The following is a 15,555-nucleotide window of genomic DNA, read 5'->3' on the forward strand; positions in this document are numbered from 1 at the left end:
GGGCTCGGGAGTGGGTGGTGCGGCCCGGTTCAGCGCTCGGCTTCGAACCGGGCGAGCGTGGCGAGGACGTCGTCGAGCCAGGCGATCATCATCCGCTCGTACGCGATGCCGCCGCGCAGCACGGCGTGCTGGAGCTCCCGCTCGGCGTCGAGCGGGCCGTCGGCGCCGGACGCCGGGAAGTCCCGGGACTCGCCCGCGAGATAGTGCTCCAGGCGGTCGGTGTGCGCCCGCCTGTGCCGCTCGACCTCGCCGATCAGCGCGGCCGGATCGTCGAAGGCGGCGCCCCGGATCTTCACCGCGAGGTCGTGCCGCACGCTCTCGGGCTCGATCGGTGCGGCCAGCCACGCGGAGAGCGCGTCCCGGCCGGGGCCGGCGACGGAGTACTCCTTCTTGTCCGGGCGCCCCTGCTGGGGGACGTCCCGGACGTCCACCCAGCCGTCGCTCTCCATGCGCTTGAGCACGCGGTAGATCTGCTGGTGGGTGGCGGTCCAGAAGTATCCGATGGACCGCTCGAAGCGCCGGGCCAGCTCGTAGCCGGATCCGGGCTTCTCCAGCAGGGACACGAGGATCGCGTGGTCGAGCGCCATGCGCCCGATCTTGCTATGCAACGAGTTGCATAGCAAGACGGAGCGGGCCGGTGAGACACGGCTCACGGGCGTTGTCAGTGGTGGGCGATAGCTTCGAGATCGTTCGGAAGACGGCACGACAGGGGGAATTCATGGGTGTCGAGCGTGTGTTGAAGGTCGTTCTCGTCGACGTCAACGACGAGGTGGTGGCGGCCTGGAAGTCCGCGTTCGCGGACACGCCCGGGGTCGAGATCCGGCGGGGCTCCCTCCTCGACGTGGACGTCGACGCGTGGGTCTCCCCCACGAACGCGAAGGGCCGGATGGACGGAGGGGTCGACGCCGTCGTCAAGCGGCACCTCGGTGCCGGTGTCCAGGTGCGGGTGCAGCGGGCGATCCGCGAGCGGTTCGGCGGGAGCCTGCCGGTGGGCAGCGCGGTCTGCGTCCCCTCGGGGGCGTCCGTGCCGCGCTATCTGATCTCGACGCCGACGATGCGGCAGTCCTCGCAGAACGTCAGCGACACGATGAACGTGGCGCTGGCGTGCGCGGCGGCGTTCCAGGCGGTGCACCTGCAGAACCTGGCGAAGCCCGGCAGCATCCGGTCGGTGGCGCTCGTCGGGATGGGCGCGCGGACGGGCCGGGTGCCGGCGCAGGTGTGCGCCAATCTGATGTGGACGGGGTACACGCTGTTCCACGACCACGGGTTCACGGACTACGACGAGCTGCGGGCCGCGGTGCTCGGACAGCTCGCCGACATCGAGGGCGCGGGCCCGGCGCAGCGGGTGCGGATCAAGGTGCCGGCCCCGACGCCCTCCCCCGCGCCCTCGGACGACCCCCTGGGTCTCGCCGAGCTGTTCGAGGGCGGTGGCGAGCCGTGGCTGCCGCTGCTCGGCCCGGTGATCGAGGCGCAGCCGGGGGCCGCCTCCTTCATCGGCCCGAAGCGGAGCCCGGAGGTGGTTCCGGTGCGGGAGCTGACCTTCCAGGCGCTGAAGCCGCATCCGCCGCACAAGTGGAAGGTGGTCGCCTTCGGGCAGAACCCGTATCCGCGGGCGGAGAGCGCGACCGGCATCGCGATGTTCGACAACACCTTCCACGACTGGAAGGACAGCCAGTTCGGCCGGGTGGTCAGCATCCGCTGCCTCATCAAGGCGGCCGCGATGTGGAAGTACGGCATCGCCAAGAAGACGCCGATCGCCGACGTCCGGGCGTTGCTGAAGAAGGAGGACACGGTCCAGCCGCCGGAGTGGTTCCAGGCGATGCTCACCCAGGGCGTGCTCCTGCTGAACGCCTCGCTCACGGCGAGCGCGGACGGGGCGGTGCCGACCGAGCAGCACACGTCCTTCTGGCGGCCCGTGGCCGAGCAGATCGTCGAGGAGATCCTCCGGGCGAAGCAGGACGCCGAGGAGGAGGACCGCGGGGTGGTGTTCGCCTGGTGGGGCGCGCACGCCCGGAGCCTGAAGCGGGTCGTCCAGCGGCTGGAGAAGAAGTACCCGGGGGTGGAGGTCCGGCACCTGGACCACGCGAACCCGGCGGCGCAGGGGGACCTCTTCTGCGAGGGGGACCACTTCGCCCGGGTGAACGACGCCCTGGCGGCGGTGGGAGCGGAGCCGGTCGACTGGCTGCCGAGCAAGGGCTGGGACCAGCACACGACCGACGCCGCCGGCTCGGAGCGCATGGGGGCGTTCATCGCGTCGACGATGGAGCTGCACCAGCTCTATCTGGAGCGGCTCACGAGCGTCAAGGACGAGGGGCTCGTCCTGCCGCCGATCACCGGGGTGTTCGACACGCCGCTGATGGACTTCCGGAAGGCCGTGGAGCCGGTGACGCGGGTGCTGGCGAACCTGGACGGGTACGTCGAGCGGTCGACCCGGTTCGCGGAGACGAAGACGGCGCAGCCGGAGGCCGCGGGCGGCCTGTCCGCCGACGCGATCTCGGCGCTGTACCTGTACACGTGCGAGTCGGCGTTCTACCGCGAGATCAACGCGGTGCTGCGGTCCCCGGACCGGGAGCGGCTCGTGCCGTACCTGCCGTACCTGCGCCTGCTGTTCTCGGCCGTCGCCGAGCTGCCGCCGCAGACGCGGCCGCTGTGGCGCGGTGTGGCGCTCGACCTGCGGTCCCAGTATCCGCTGGGGCGCACGGTGACGTGGTGGGGCGTCTCGTCGTGCACGTCCGAGCCGAGCGTGGCCCGGGCCTTCCTCGGGAGCCGCGGCCGGCGGACCCTGTTCGAGGTGACGCCGGCGCGCGCGGTGGGGATCCGCCGGTTCTCCGCGTTCACGGGCGAGGAGGAGTACATCCTGACCCCGGGCACCCAGCTGAAGGTGACGGACGTGAGGACCGAGCGCGGCGGACTGTGCACCGTGCGCCTCACCGAACTGGAGGAGCAGGGGATGGTTTCCTAGGCTCCGTCTTCCGCCGCATGGGGGGAGGGCCGTCCTCCGTGGAGGAGGACGGCCCTCCGTCCGCGCCCCTCAGAGCGCGCCGACGATGTCCTCGACCCGGTCCTTCGCGTCGCCGAAGAGCATCGAGGTGTTCTCGCGGAAGAACAGCGGGTTCTGCACGCCCGCGTAGCCGGAGGCCATCGAGCGCTTGAAGACGATGACCTTGTTCGCCTCCCAGACGGTGAGGACCGGCATGCCGGCGATCGGGCTGCCGGGGTCCTCGGCGCCGGCCGGGTTGACCGTGTCGTTGGCGCCGATCACGAGGACGACGTCGGTGTCGGCGAAGTCCTCGTTGATCTCGTCCATCTCCAGCACGATGTCGTACGGCACCTTGGCCTCGGCGAGGAGCACGTTCATGTGGCCGGGCAGGCGGCCGGCGACCGGGTGGATGCCGAACCGCACGTCGACGCCCTTCGCCCGCAGCTTCGAGGTGAGCTCCGCGACCGGGTACTGCGCCTGCGCCACGGCCATGCCGTAGCCGGGCGTGATGACCACCGAGCGGGCCGCGCCGAGGAGTTCGGCGGCGGCCTGGGCGGTGATCTCGTGGTGCTCGCCGTAGTCGACGTCCGAGGCCGAGGGCGCCTCGATGCCGAAGCCGCCGGCGATGACGGAGAGGAACGAGCGGTTCATCGCCTTGCACATGATGTAGGACAGGTAGGCACCCGAGGAGCCGACCAGCGCGCCGGTGATGATCAGCAGGTCGTTGCCGAGCAGGAAGCCGGAGGCCGCCGCGGCCCAGCCGGAGTAGCTGTTGAGCATCGAGACCACGACCGGCATGTCGCCGCCGCCGATCGAGGCCACCAGGTGCCAGCCGAGGGCGAGCGCCAGGACCGTCACGGTGATCAGCAGCCACAGCTGCGGCGTGATCACGAACCACACGGTCAGGACGAGGAACAGACCGAGGGCACCGAGGTTCAGCGCGTTCTTGCCCGGCAGCACGAGCGGCTTGGAGTCGATCTTCGCCGAGAGCTTCAGGTAGGCGACGATGGAGCCGGTGAAGGTCACCGCTCCGATGAACAGCCCGATGAAGACCTCGGCGTGGTGGATGCCCAGCGTGCCGAGGGCGTCCAGGGCCGCGGCCTCGTGGCCGTCGGGCTCGTGCTCGACGTTCAGGAAGCCGTTCCAGCTGACCAGCACGGCCGCGAGGCCGACGAAGGAGTGCAGCAGCGCGATCAGTTCGGGCATGCCGGTCATCTCGACGCCACGGGCGCGCTGCAGACCGATCAGCGCGCCGATCAGCATGGCCACGGCCATCAGCCCGAGGCCGGCGGTGCTGATGTCGCCGTCGATCGCGAGCACGATCGTCGCGACGAGCGCGACGCCCATGCCGAGCATGCCGAAGGCGTTGCCGAGCCGGGCGGACTCGTGCTTGGAGAGTCCTGCCAGCGCGAGGATGAACAGCAGCGCGGCAACGAGGTAGGCCGCCTGTGCGGCGATGGTCGCAGACATGTCAGCTCCGGTTGAACATGGCGAGCATGCGACGCGTCACCGCGAAGCCGCCGAAGACATTGATACTGGCCAGGAGGATCGCCACGGACGACAGCACCGTGACCGCGGTGCTCGAGTGCCCGATCTGCAGCAGCGCGCCGACGACGATGATTCCGGAGATCGCGTTGGTCACCGACATGAGCGGCGTGTGCAGGGCGTGGTGCACATGGCCGATCACGTAGTAGCCGATCACGATGGCGAGCACGAAGACGGTCACGTGGGGCAGCAGGGCCGCCGGGGCGAACCCGGCGGCGAGGAACAGCGCCAGCGCGGCGACGGCCACCCCGCCGAAGCGCCGGGCCGGCGTCATCGGCTCCTTCTTCGGCGACGGCTTCGTCTCCGCCGCCGCGGGCGCGGGGGCCGGGGCGGCCGAGACCTGGACCGGCGGGGGCGGCCAGGCCGACTCGCCCTCGCGGACGACGGTGATCGAGCGCTGCACCGGGTCGTCCCAGTCGAGGACGAGCCGCCCGTCCTTGTCGGGCGTCATCAGCTTCAGCAGGTTCACCAGGTTCGTGCCGTACAGCTGGGAGGCCTGGGCCGGCAGCCGGCCCGCCAGGTCGGTGTAGCCGATGATCGTCACGCCGTTCTCCGTGACGACCTTCTCTCCCTTCACGGTGCCCACGACGTTGCCGCCGTTGGCGGCCGCCATGTCGACGATCACGGAGCCCGGCTTCATGCTCGCCACCATCTCCGCGGTGATCAGCGTCGGCGCGGGACGGCCGGGGATCAGCGCGGTGGTGATGACGATGTCGGCCTCGCGGCACTGCGCGGCGTAGAGCTCGGCCTCGCGCGCCTTGTAGTCGTCGCCCATCTCCTTGGCGTAGCCCGTCTTCGAGACCTCGACCTCCGGGGACTCGATCGACAGGTACTCGCCGCCCAGCGACCGCACCTGGTCGGCCACTTCGGGCCGGGGGTCGGTCGCCCGTACGATCGCGCCGAGCGAGCCCGCCGCGCCGATCGCGGCCAGGCCCGCGACGCCCGTGCCCGCCACGAGCACCTTCGCCGGCGGCACCTTGCCCGCCGCCGTCACCTGGCCGGTGAAGAACCGGCCGAAGGTGTGCGCCGCCTCGACCACGGCCCGGTAGCCGGCGATGTTCGCCATCGACGACAGCACGTCCATCGACTGCGCCCGGCTGATGCGCGGCACGGCGTCCATCGACAGCGCCGTGAACGGCCTGCGGCCCAGCTCCTCGACCATCGCGGGGTCGAACGCCGGGGCGAACAGGGCGATCACCGTCGCCTCCGGCCGTACCCCGTCCAGCTGAGCGGGGCTGGGGGCGTTGACCCCGAGGACCACGTCGGCGGCCGTCGCGTCGCCGATGCGCGCGCCGGCGGCCTCGTAGGCGCCGTCGGTGAAGCCCGCCGCGACACCCGCGCCGGAGTCGACGACCACGTCGTACCCCAGTTTGCGGATCGGTTCGATCGTGGCGGGTGTGGCCGAGACGCGGTTCTCACCTGCCCGCGCCTCCTTGAGGACTCCGACAATCACGAGTGTTCTCCGTTCGCTGCAGTTGCCGTCGACGACTGTTCTCTACTTCGACTCAGATCCGGGTTTGGTCCCCATCGGAATCGGGCCGCTCCCACCTCGACCGGAAGCGTTCCGGCGGTGCTCCATGCCACACCACTCCACCTACCCATCGCGAGCGACCGCTCCGCGGGCGTGGCGGACTCGCCGGAGCCCTCTGGTCGAGGACGGGCTCACGTTAGGGGTCTGCGGTCCCCTCACGACACCGGCGGTCCGAAGGGGATAGCTCATATTGACGCGCGACTCGTCGCGCTCCTACGCTCCTCCCCCGCCAGGCGCCGCCGACGGCCGCGACGCGCTCCTCGGCGCGGGGAACCTGACCTTCTTCGCCCCTTGGTTCACGCTCATGCGCACGCCCCGCAGCTCGTACCCCTCCCGGCACGGCATCGGGATCGGCATCGGGATCGGCATCGGGCTGAGCGTGAGGTGGCCGTGCGCGACGGTGGTGCCGAGGGGCCCCGGGCCGCCTTCTCCAGCTCGGCGACGCCGTCGAGCGTTCCCGGGGCGGTCACGCGGGGTCTCCGTCCGGGGTGGGGCGCAGCCCCGGGACGAGCGCGGCGAGGGCCGCGCGGGTGGAGGGGGCGTCGACGTGCAGGTGGGCCCGCATCCCGACGGCTCGCGCGCCGAGCACGTTGGGCTCGGCGTCGTCGACGAAGACCGCGCTCCCGGCGGCGACGCCGAGGCGCGCGAGGGTCAGCTCGTAGATCGGGGCCTCCGGCTTGCGCAGGCCGACCTCGCCGGAGATGACGACGGGGTCGAGCAGCCCGTCGATCCGCTCGCGCGGATAGGTGTTGCCCCAGCTGTTGGACAGGAGGGCGACCCGGACGCCGAGCGCGCGAAGCTCCTCGACGAGCGCGAACATCGCCGGGTCGGGCCGCATCCCGGCGAAGAGCCGGGAGAGCACCCCGACCGGGTCGACCGGCCGGCCGTCGACGGTGGTGAGCTCCGCGGCGAGGAGGGCGTCGAACTCCGCGACGGTCAGCTCGCCGGTCTCCAGGCGGTGGACCGGGGTGCCGGCGGGCGCGTCGCGGGACATCCAGGTTTTGAGGGCCCGGGAGAACGACCCCGGCTCGATGCCGTCGGCCTCGGTCCAGGCCGCGATCGACTCCCTCACGGGCACGGTGAGCACACCGCCGTAGTCGAGGACGACGGCCTCGACCGGTGCGGTCGTCGGGGCGCCGGTCACTCGGCTGCTCCGACGCGCGTGACGCCCCCGTCGACGACGACGGTCTGGCCGGTGAGCCAGGCGGCGTCCTCGGAGAGCAGGAACGCGACGACGCCGCCGATGTCCTCGGGCTCGCCCAGCCGCTTGAGCGGGTAGCGGGACGCGAGCGCCTCCTCGCGGCCCTCGTACAGGGCGGTGGCGAACTTCGTCTTGACGACGGCCGGCGCGATGGCGTTGACCCGGATGTCCGGGCCCAGCTCGACGGCCAGGAGCTCGGTCATCGAGATCAGCATCGCCTTGCTGGCGCCGTACATGCCGATCATGGGCGCCGGCTGGACGCCGGAGACCGAGGAGACGTTGACGACGGCGCCGCCGTGCTCCTTCATCCACGCGCCGTGGACCGCCTGGGTCCAGGAGAGCGCGGCGAGGCAGTTGGTCTCCACGATCTTGCGCGCGGCCGCCAGGTCGAGCTCGATCATCGGGCCGTACACCGGGTTGATGCCGGTGTTGTTCACCAGCAGGTCCACGCTCCCGAACGCCTCGATCGCCCGGCGGACGGTGTCGGTCTGGTGCGCGGGGTCGTCGGCCTTGCCGGCGACGCCGAGCGCGTGCACGGGGCCGCCCAGGGCGGCGACCGCCTGGTCGAGCGTGTCCTTGGTGCGGCCGGTGACGACGACCCGGGCCCCCTCGGCGACGAGCCGCTCGGCGACGGCCAGGCCGATCCCTCGGCTGGCGCCGGTGACGATCGCGGTCTTTCCCTCGAAACGCTTCATGTTCTCCGTACTCCTTCTCGACTCGGACGTGATCGCTCGGACGTGATCGTTCGGACGTGATCGCTCGGCCGTGCTCAGCTCAGGCGCTCGATGACCATGGCCATGCCCATGCCGCCGCCGACGCACATGGACTCGACGCCGAACTGCTTGTCGTGCCACTGGAGCGAGTTGACGAGGGTGGCGGTGATGCGGGCGCCGGTCATGCCGAAGGGGTGGCCGACGGCGATGGCGCCGCCGTTGACGTTGAGCTTCTCCAGCGGGATGCCGAGCTGCTGGGCGGAGCCGAGCGACTGCACGGCGAACGCCTCGTTGATCTCGTAGAGGTCGATGTCGTCGAGGCCGAGGCCGGCGCTCCTCAGCGCGGCCGGGATCGCCTCGACCGGACCGAGGCCCATGATCTCCGGGGAGAGGCCGGTGACGGCCGTGGAGACGATCCGGGCGAGCGGGGTGAGGCCCAGCTCCCTGGCCCGGACGTCGCTCATGATCACCAGGGCGGCGGCGCCGTCGTTGAGCGGGCAGGCGTTGCCGGCGGTCACGGTGCCGTCGGGGCGGAAGACCGGCTTGAGCCCGCTGACGCCTTCGAGCGTGGTGCCGGGGCGGGGGCCGTCGTCGGCGGTGACGACGCTGCCGTCGGGGCGCGTGACCGGGGTGATCTCGCGGGCCCAGAAGCCCTCCTCGATACGCTGGACGGCGAGGTTCTGGCTGCGGACGGCGAAGGCGTCCTGCTCCTCGCGCGACATGCCGAGGACCTGCTGCACGTTCTCGGCGGTCTGGCCCATGGACATGTAGACGTCCGGCAGCGCGCCGCTCTCGCGGGGGTCGGTCCACGCGGGCCCGCCGCCCTGCGTGCGCTCGTGGGTGCGCTTGCCGGCGTCGCCGAAGGCCGGGTTGAGGATGTCGTGGCCCGGGACGTGGTCGCTGGTGCCGTTGTCGAAGTGGCTGACCGACTCCACGCCGGCGGAGACGTACGCGTGGCCCTCGCCGGCCTTGATCGCGTGGAACGCCATCCGGGTGGTCTGCAGCGAGGACGAGCAGTACCGGGTGATCGTCGTGCCGGGGAGGTGGTCGTACCCCAGGAGCACGGCGACGTTGCGCCCCATGTTCCAGCCCTGCTCTCCGCCGGGCAGACCGCAGCCGAGCATCAGGTCGGTGATCTCGCGGGGGTCGAGCTCGGGCACCTTCGCCAGGGCCGCCCGGACCATCTGCACGGTCAGCTCGTCGGCGCGCAGGTCCTTCAGGGACCCCTTGCCGGCACGGCCGATCGGGGACCGGGTGATCGAGACGATCACTGCTTCGGGCATGGGGCTCTCCCTTCACATGCTAAGCGGTTGCTTACTCGCGGTGGCCCACTGTGCAACGGGCGGCGGAAGGCCGTCAACAGGCGCCAGGGAGGGGGCGGAATGACTTATGTCATGTCGACAGCGGGGTCGGCGACGCCCCGGTCGTGGTCAGCGGGCCGCGATGCCCGCGATGTCCGCGGGGAAGAGGTCGGCGAACGCGCGGGCGACCTCGTCGGCCGAGGCCCCGCCCTCGGAGCGCCACCCCATCGGAAGGTGGCGGACCGACCCGAAGCAGTAGTCGACGGCCGGCTCGGCGCCGACGTCGTCGCGGAACACGCCCTCGCGCTGCCCCCCGACGACGAGCGCCCGGAAGGTCTCGCGGTAGGGCCCGCGCTCCCGTCGCACCTGTCGCTGGTTCTCCTCGGCGAGCCGGTGCAGCGGCCGGAAGAAGATCGTGGTGCTCCGAAGGTTCTCGAGCGTCGTCCCCACGACGTCCACCACCGCCGCGTGGACGCGCTCCGCCACCGGCAGGTCCGTCGTCACCACGGCGTCGAGGCGCTCGTTCTGCATCCGCAGCACCCGCAGGCAGATCTCGTGGAGCAGGTCGTCCTTGGAGGGGAAGCAGCGGTACACGGCGCCCTTGGTGACCTCCGTGGCGCGCACCACGTCCTGGACCGACGTCCCGTCGAAGCCCTTCTCCGCGAAAACCTCGCGGGCGGCGTCCGGCAACCGCTCGGGGACCGTGCGGCCGTTGGCGGTCGCCGGCGGCCGGCCCCTCAGGCGCCCCTCCGCCGCGGACACGGTCGGTCCCCCAGCGGCGTCGCCCGGCGGCGTACGTCCCGAGGTACGCGGTCATGAGACGGCGCGCCTCCTCGATCGTGTCCTCGTCGCCGGCCCGGGAGTTCTCGAAGGCGAGGCCGAAGATCCGGTCGGCGGCCTCCCGACGGACGGCTCCCCCTCGTCAGGCCACTCGGCGCGGGCGGGACGGGGCTCGGCGGAACGGCGGGCTGCCGTTCGGCGGTGTCGAGCGGTCCGGCTTCGGCCGGGCGCCCGGCCGCCACGGCGTCGACGGGGCCGCGAGGTCGACAGGTCCGCGAACCGGAAGGCCATCCGCATCGCCGGCTGAGCACCGGCCCCCGAGCGGGGGGCCCGCGGCACCGGGAACGGTGGCGCGGGCCCCCGCCGTCTCAGGCGTCAGAAGCCGTGCCGGCTTCCCGGTGCGGCGGGCGACGGCGGGTAGTCGTCGACGGTCACGGAGTCGTGGCGGCGTGCGCTCGTGGCGGCGAGACGGAGCAGGGCGCGGCCGGGGCCCGCGGGCAGGGAGGAGATCAGACGGGCGCCCTGGGCCAGTCCCCGCACCCCGAGACGGGAGGCGGGGACCAGGGTCCTCGCCGCGCTCAGCGCGCCCGCGCGGCTGCCCCTCACGTGCTCCGCCATCGCGCGTTCGTAGGCGGGGAAGGCGCGTTCGTGGTCGCCGCCCGCCCGCGCCAGTTCCCCGGCGAGGACGTACGCGCCGACGACGGCCAGGCTGGTGCTGCCGCCGACGGCCGGTCCGGGGCAGTAGCCCGCGTCGCCGACGAGCGTGACCCTCCCCCGCGACCAGGTGTCCATGCGCAGCTGGGTGATCGAGTCGAAGTAGAACGCCGGGGTGCGGTCGAGCTCGTCCAGCCAGCGGTCCACGTCGGCGTGCATGCCCGCGAACGCGCCGCGCAGCAGCTCCTTCTGCCGCGGCACGTCACGGTGGTGGTCGAGCTCGCGCTCGCTCCGGAACAGGAACAGCACCCGCGCGTCGCCGAGGTGGCGCGCGCCGTACATGCCGGCGGTGCGGCCGACGCCGACGTGCATGCGGAGCTCGCCGTCGAGGCCCGGGACGTTCGGCAGGGTCAGCACCCCGAAATGCGCCCCGATGAAGGCGCTGAAGCGGGACTCCTCGCCGAAGACGAGGCGGCGCACTCGGGAGTGCAGTCCGTCCGCCCCCACGACGAGGTCGAAGCGGCGCGGCGCTGCGTCCTCGAACCGCACCTCGCCGTCGGGCGAGACCTCGGTGATCGAGTCGCCGAAGAGGTACTCGACGCCGTCGCGAGCGGCGTCGTGGTAGATCTCGCTCAGGTCGTCGCGCATGATCTCGACGTGCCGGTCCGAGGTGGCGTCGAAGATCCTGGCGAGGTCCACCCGGACGGGACGCCGTGAGCCCTCCTGATGGACGGTCATCCGGCGCGTGCCGGTGGCCCGCTCCTCGATGCGCGGGAGCACGCCCATCTTCTCGGAGATGTTCATCGCGGGCCGGAAGAGGTCGACCGCGTGGCCGCCGGTCGTGCGCGGGGCCGGGGCGCGCTCGACGACGGTGACGGAGAAGCCGTGCCTGGTGAGCCAGTGGGCCAGGACCGGACCGGCGATGCCGGCGCCGGAGACGAGGATCCGCATGGCACCCCTCCTTTCCCTCAGTCCGCCCGTACGGCGTGGATCGTGGTGAAGGCCAGCAGCCGGGCGGCGGTCCGCGGCGGGTCCTCCAGCAGGGGCGAGTGTCCGAGGCCGGGCAGCAGCTCGACCTCCGCGCCCGGGACGACGCGGTAGTCGGAGGCGGACGAGGAGCGCCACCTGCGGTCGTCCTCGCCGAAGAGCACGAGCAGCGGCTTGTCCAGGACCGCCAGCCGGTCCGGCAGCGTCCGCTGCTCCAGGTAGGAACGCGTGGCCAGCGTCGCCGCGGTGAACGCGTGAGGGGTCATGGCGCGTACGTCGTCCAGGAGTTCATCCGGGAGCCGGTAGCCGACGCGGCCGACCGCGCTGCTCGCGAAGTGGCGGAGCTGCTCGTCGCTCGGCGGCCACCCCGAGGGGCCGGTGGCGGCGGGCTGCGGTGCGATGAAGGCGCCCAGGCCGGGGCCGGTGTTGACGAGCGCGAGCGCGGTCACCAGGTCGGGCCGGTGTTCGGCGAGGGCGGTGGCGACGGCGCCGCCGCTGGAATGGCCGACGACCACGGCGTGCTCGGCGCCGAGCCGGTCCAGCGCCTCGCCGACCCGGCGTGCCTGGTCCGGGACCGCGTAACCGCGGTCGGCCGGTTCGGCCGAGCGCCCGTGCCCGGGCAGGTCGATCCGGATGACGCGGTGGGCTCCGGTCAGCAGCGGGACCATCGGGTTCCACGAGCGGGTCGAGGAGGCTGACCCGTGGACGAGCAGGAGGGCGGGGGCGTCGCGGGGGCCGTCCTGGCACACGTACACGTCGCCGTCGTCCAGCGGCAGGAGCGAACCCTCGGTGGCCCCGGCGGCGCCGTTCAGGGACGGGTCCCTGTCGAAAACAGTCATGGACCCACTGTCTCCGCCGGCACGCGCCGGCGTATTGGACGAATGTTCCCCCCGGCCGGCCCGCGTAGCATCATGGGCCCATGCAGACGTTCGTGCACGGTGCGGCCGCGTGGGACGTCGAGTGCCCGCGGCGGCCCAGCCGGGTCGCCGGTGTCACCATGGCCGGCTTCCGCGTCCCTGACCTGGACGCGCTCCGGATGGTCCCGCACCCGGCCGTGACGCTGCTCCTGGACTTCGGCGACGGGACCCCCGTCCTCGACGGTGCCGCGGGGCGGCAGCGGGGAAGCCTCGTCGCGGGCCCCGGGCTCGGGTCCGGAGGGGCGGTCCGGGTGCGGGGGGAGAACGTCGAGTGCGTGCAGGTGCGCCTGTCCCCGGTGATCGCGGGCGCGGTGCTGGGCGCCTCTCCCGCCGACCTCGACGGTGCCGTCGTGCCGCTGGACGGCCTGTGGGGTCGGGAGACGTCCCGGATCCGCGAGCGACTCGCCGAGACCTCCTCGTGGCAGGAGCGCTTCGGGCTGGCGGACCTGCTGCTGGCACGCCGGTACGAGGCGGGGCCGGCGGTCGACCCGGAGGTGGCCTGGGCGTGGCACCGGATCGTCGTCAGCCGTGGCCTGGCACGGATCGACGGGCTCGCGACCGAGGTCGGGTGGAGCCGGAAGCGGCTGTGGTCCCGCTTCCGGTCACAACTCGGCCTGCCGCCCAAGCGCGCCGCGAAGCTGGTCCGTTTCGATCACGCCGCCCACCGCCTGGTGGCGGGCGAGGGCGCGGCCCGGGTCGCGGCCGCCACCGGCTACGCCGACCAGTCCCACCTGCACCGGGACGTCATGGCGCTCACCGGGGCGACCCCCGCGGGCGTGGCCCGCGAGCCGTTCCTCGCCGTCGACGACATCGCCTGGCCCGCCCGCGAGACGGCCGCGACGGCCCACGCCCCCGGAAAGCCCCGGATCGGCCCCCGCCGGGGGGGGATCCGGCCCTGCGGCGAGCGGGCCGGGTGGTCCGGCGGTCAGGGCCGTTCGCGGGCGGGATGCGCGGCGAGCTCGTCGAGGAAGTCCCGGATCAGACGCCGCAGGACGTCGGGGCGTTCCAGGTGCACGTCGTGGCCCGTGCCGGGGACGCTCACGGCCGTCGCCCCCGGGCGCTGTCGGAGCATGGCCTCGGACTCCTGCGGAGGGATGATGCCGGACTGGCCCAGGACGGCCAGGACCGGACACGTGATCCTCGCCCACTCGTCCCAGAAGGAGCGCCGGGCGTTCTCGGCCAGCGAGTCGACCATGACGTCCCGGTCGAAGCGGGGCCACCAGCCGCCCCCGCGTTCCTCCAGGCCCGCGGCCCAGCCCTCGCCGACCGCACCGCCGCCGAGGAAGTCGACGGCGGCCTTCCGCGACGGGAACGGTGCCGGCCATGAGTCGAGCCAACCGCCGATCTCGGCCTGCACGTTCGGGTTCGGCCCGCCCGGACCTGCTTCGACCAGGACGAGAGCGCGTACGAGACGGGGGTGCGCGGCGGCGGTGAGCATGGCGGTGTGGCCGCCCAGGGACTGGCCCACCAGGACGGGTTGCCGGAGACCGAGCTGTTCGATCACGGCGACGGCGTCCGCGACGTACGCGGCACGGCCCACGTCGCGCGGGAGGCGCTCGCTGGCGCCGTGGCCGCGCTGGTCGACGGCGACGACCCGGTGACGGCGGCTCAGGTCTCGGGCGAGGTCGTCCCATTCGCCCGCGTGTCCGGCCAGCCCGTGCAGCAGGACGACGGACGGCCCCGAGCCGCCCCAGTCACGGCAGGACAGACGGACGCCGTCGCGTTCCACGGTGCGTTCGGACCAGGTCATACGGCCTCTTTCCGGGTCGGGAGGATCAGCTGTCGCGACGGGGTGGTCGGCCGTCGGCCCCGGCCCGGTCCCGGGAGGGGCCGTCCGGCGCGGGCCGCAGCCGGACGCAGCACTCGCCGGCGCTCTGGGCGAGGACGGCCTCCAGGAGCAGGTCGGCCGGGGCCGTCTCCGTGCTCTCGCCGCTCTCGTCCCTGGTCACACGGTCACGATAACTCCCAAGGGTGAAGGCCGGCTTCTGTGCGCGGGCCCGTGGCCCGGACGTCTTGGCGGGCGGCCGGAATAAAGAAAAAACTTGTCGGTGAAGAGCGGGGAGGAACCGAGCATGCACAGCGAACAGCTGTTGCAGGCGAAACGGCCGGTCAGTGCCGCGCTCGCGCGCTGGCGGCGGCGACGGCCGGGTTCCTCTGGTCCTGCTCACCGTCCTGGGCGACGGGGGAGGCCGACCCACCTCTCCCCCGCCGTTCCCGTGCTCCCGACCGGCCCGGCGGCCCGCCACCGCGACACGGCGGAGGGGGAGGGGCGCGGCCGACGCCGCACCCCTCCCCCCGATCCGCGCTCAGTCCCCGAACATCCCGGCGAACGGGTCGGGCTCCCCCGTCCACGGGTCGAGGCCCGCCTTGATCCGGCGCTGTTCCTCACGCCGGGTCAGGAAGGTGATCCCGTCCTTTCCCCAGAGGGACAGGTCGCCGAGCGGGCACTCCTCGAAGTCCGCGCGCAGCACCCGTACGAGGAACTCGACCATGCCGCAGTCGTAGCGCCGCCACAGGTTGTCGTCCCGGTTGTGGACCAGGACGGGCCAGGCGTCCGGGTCGTCGCCCGAGGCGTCCCAGCACAGGATGTCCGAGCTGGCGTCCGCGGCCCACGCGATCAGCTCCGGGCGCGCGTCGGCCAGTTCGGCCGACTTGGGCACCTTCGTCCAGACCAGCGTGGCGTTCGCCGTCTCGTGGAGCATGCCGCCGGTCGCCTCCGGTGCGTGCTCTCCCTTCGCTTCCGGGTCCTGGACGACGAGGTAGTTCTCGATCGTCCCGGCCCCGTACGCCGCGATGAACTGCCGGTAGTCCTCGGGGAAGCCGGTTCCCCAGGTCTCGGCCATGCGGGTCCAGTCGACCGAGGTGTCGCTCTCGGTCGTGGGCGGCATGAGCCGGCGCAGCTCCTCCAGTCGGTGCACCTCAGTCATTCCTCTCTCTCCTCCAGGC

The 15,555-nt window shown here is 72.7% G+C and carries 13 protein-coding genes and 1 pseudogene; 2 read left to right on the forward strand and 12 right to left on the reverse strand.

All coding sequences use genetic code 11. The annotated features are described in order from the left end of the window. Positions 1-29 precede the first annotated feature (29 nt). Positions 30-587, reverse strand: a complete 558-nt coding sequence (locus ACFYUZ_RS19290; protein WP_389310731.1) for a PadR family transcriptional regulator — start codon at positions 585-587, stop codon at positions 30-32. Positions 588-718: 131 nt separating this feature from the next. Here ACFYUZ_RS19290 and ACFYUZ_RS19295 point away from each other — a divergent pair, with 131 nt between their 5' ends. Further along, the gene (locus ACFYUZ_RS19295; protein WP_389310733.1) at positions 719-2,962 is read left to right on the forward strand and encodes an ADP-ribosyltransferase domain-containing protein; all 2,244 of its coding nucleotides are present in this window, start codon (positions 719-721) and stop codon (positions 2,960-2,962) included. Between the two features lie 69 nt (positions 2,963-3,031). Here ACFYUZ_RS19295 and pntB read toward each other — a convergent pair whose 3' ends face one another. The 8 genes from pntB to ACFYUZ_RS19335 all read right to left on the reverse strand — a co-directional run bounded on the left by pntB (position 3,032) and on the right by ACFYUZ_RS19335 (position 12,531). Then, positions 3,032-4,450, reverse strand: coding sequence for a Re/Si-specific NAD(P)(+) transhydrogenase subunit beta (gene pntB / locus ACFYUZ_RS19300; protein WP_389310735.1), 1,419 nt, complete (start codon positions 4,448-4,450; stop codon positions 3,032-3,034). 1 nt (position 4,451) lies between these two features. Further along, positions 4,452-5,978 carry a Re/Si-specific NAD(P)(+) transhydrogenase subunit alpha gene (locus ACFYUZ_RS19305; protein WP_389310737.1) on the reverse strand — a complete coding sequence of 509 codons (1,527 nt, stop codon included), beginning with the start codon at positions 5,976-5,978 and terminating at the stop codon, positions 4,452-4,454. Positions 5,979-6,522: 544 nt separating this feature from the next. After that, positions 6,523-7,200 carry an HAD family hydrolase gene (locus ACFYUZ_RS19310; protein WP_389310739.1) on the reverse strand — a complete coding sequence of 226 codons (678 nt, stop codon included), beginning with the start codon at positions 7,198-7,200 and terminating at the stop codon, positions 6,523-6,525. Further along, positions 7,197-7,952 carry an SDR family oxidoreductase gene (locus ACFYUZ_RS19315; protein WP_389310741.1) on the reverse strand — a complete coding sequence of 252 codons (756 nt, stop codon included), beginning with the start codon at positions 7,950-7,952 and terminating at the stop codon, positions 7,197-7,199. The genes ACFYUZ_RS19310 and ACFYUZ_RS19315 overlap by 4 nt, the downstream gene beginning before the upstream one ends. 74 nt (positions 7,953-8,026) lie before the next feature. After that, positions 8,027-9,253, reverse strand: a complete 1,227-nt coding sequence (locus ACFYUZ_RS19320; protein WP_389310743.1) for an acetyl-CoA C-acetyltransferase — start codon at positions 9,251-9,253, stop codon at positions 8,027-8,029. Between the two features lie 147 nt (positions 9,254-9,400). After that, positions 9,401-10,033: a TetR/AcrR family transcriptional regulator gene (locus tag ACFYUZ_RS19325; RefSeq protein ID WP_389310745.1), complete on the reverse strand. Its 633-nt coding sequence runs from the start codon at positions 10,031-10,033 to the stop codon at positions 9,401-9,403. Positions 10,034-10,426: 393 nt separating this feature from the next. After that, on the reverse strand, positions 10,427-11,656 hold the full coding sequence (locus ACFYUZ_RS19330) for an FAD-dependent monooxygenase (RefSeq protein ID WP_389310747.1): 1,230 nt from the start codon (positions 11,654-11,656) through the stop codon (positions 10,427-10,429). 17 nt (positions 11,657-11,673) lie between these two features. After that, on the reverse strand, positions 11,674-12,531 hold the full coding sequence (locus ACFYUZ_RS19335; protein ID WP_389310749.1) for an alpha/beta fold hydrolase: 858 nt from the start codon (positions 12,529-12,531) through the stop codon (positions 11,674-11,676). A gap of 80 nt (positions 12,532-12,611) precedes the next feature. Between ACFYUZ_RS19335 and ACFYUZ_RS19340 the strand changes: the two are divergent. Then, a pseudogene (locus ACFYUZ_RS19340) lies at positions 12,612-13,460 on the forward strand (helix-turn-helix domain-containing protein); the annotation flags it as partial. 74 nt (positions 13,461-13,534) lie between these two features. Here ACFYUZ_RS19340 and ACFYUZ_RS19345 read toward each other — a convergent pair. From ACFYUZ_RS19345 to ACFYUZ_RS19355, 3 genes are all read right to left on the reverse strand, one after another. After that, the gene (locus ACFYUZ_RS19345; protein ID WP_389310751.1) at positions 13,535-14,359 is read right to left on the reverse strand and encodes an alpha/beta fold hydrolase; all 825 of its coding nucleotides are present in this window, start codon (positions 14,357-14,359) and stop codon (positions 13,535-13,537) included. A gap of 25 nt (positions 14,360-14,384) precedes the next feature. Then, positions 14,385-14,558 (reverse strand): hypothetical protein, encoded by a 174-nt coding sequence (locus ACFYUZ_RS19350; RefSeq protein WP_389310753.1) that lies wholly within the window; start codon positions 14,556-14,558, stop codon positions 14,385-14,387. Between the two features lie 357 nt (positions 14,559-14,915). Next, positions 14,916-15,536: an SMI1/KNR4 family protein gene (locus ACFYUZ_RS19355; RefSeq protein WP_389310755.1), complete on the reverse strand. Its 621-nt coding sequence runs from the start codon at positions 15,534-15,536 to the stop codon at positions 14,916-14,918. Positions 15,537-15,555: the final 19 nt, after the last annotated feature.

The sequence above is a fragment of the Streptomyces sp. NPDC004266 genome (assembly GCF_042874095.1).
GTDB lineage: Bacteria > Actinomycetota > Actinomycetes > Streptomycetales > Streptomycetaceae > Streptomyces.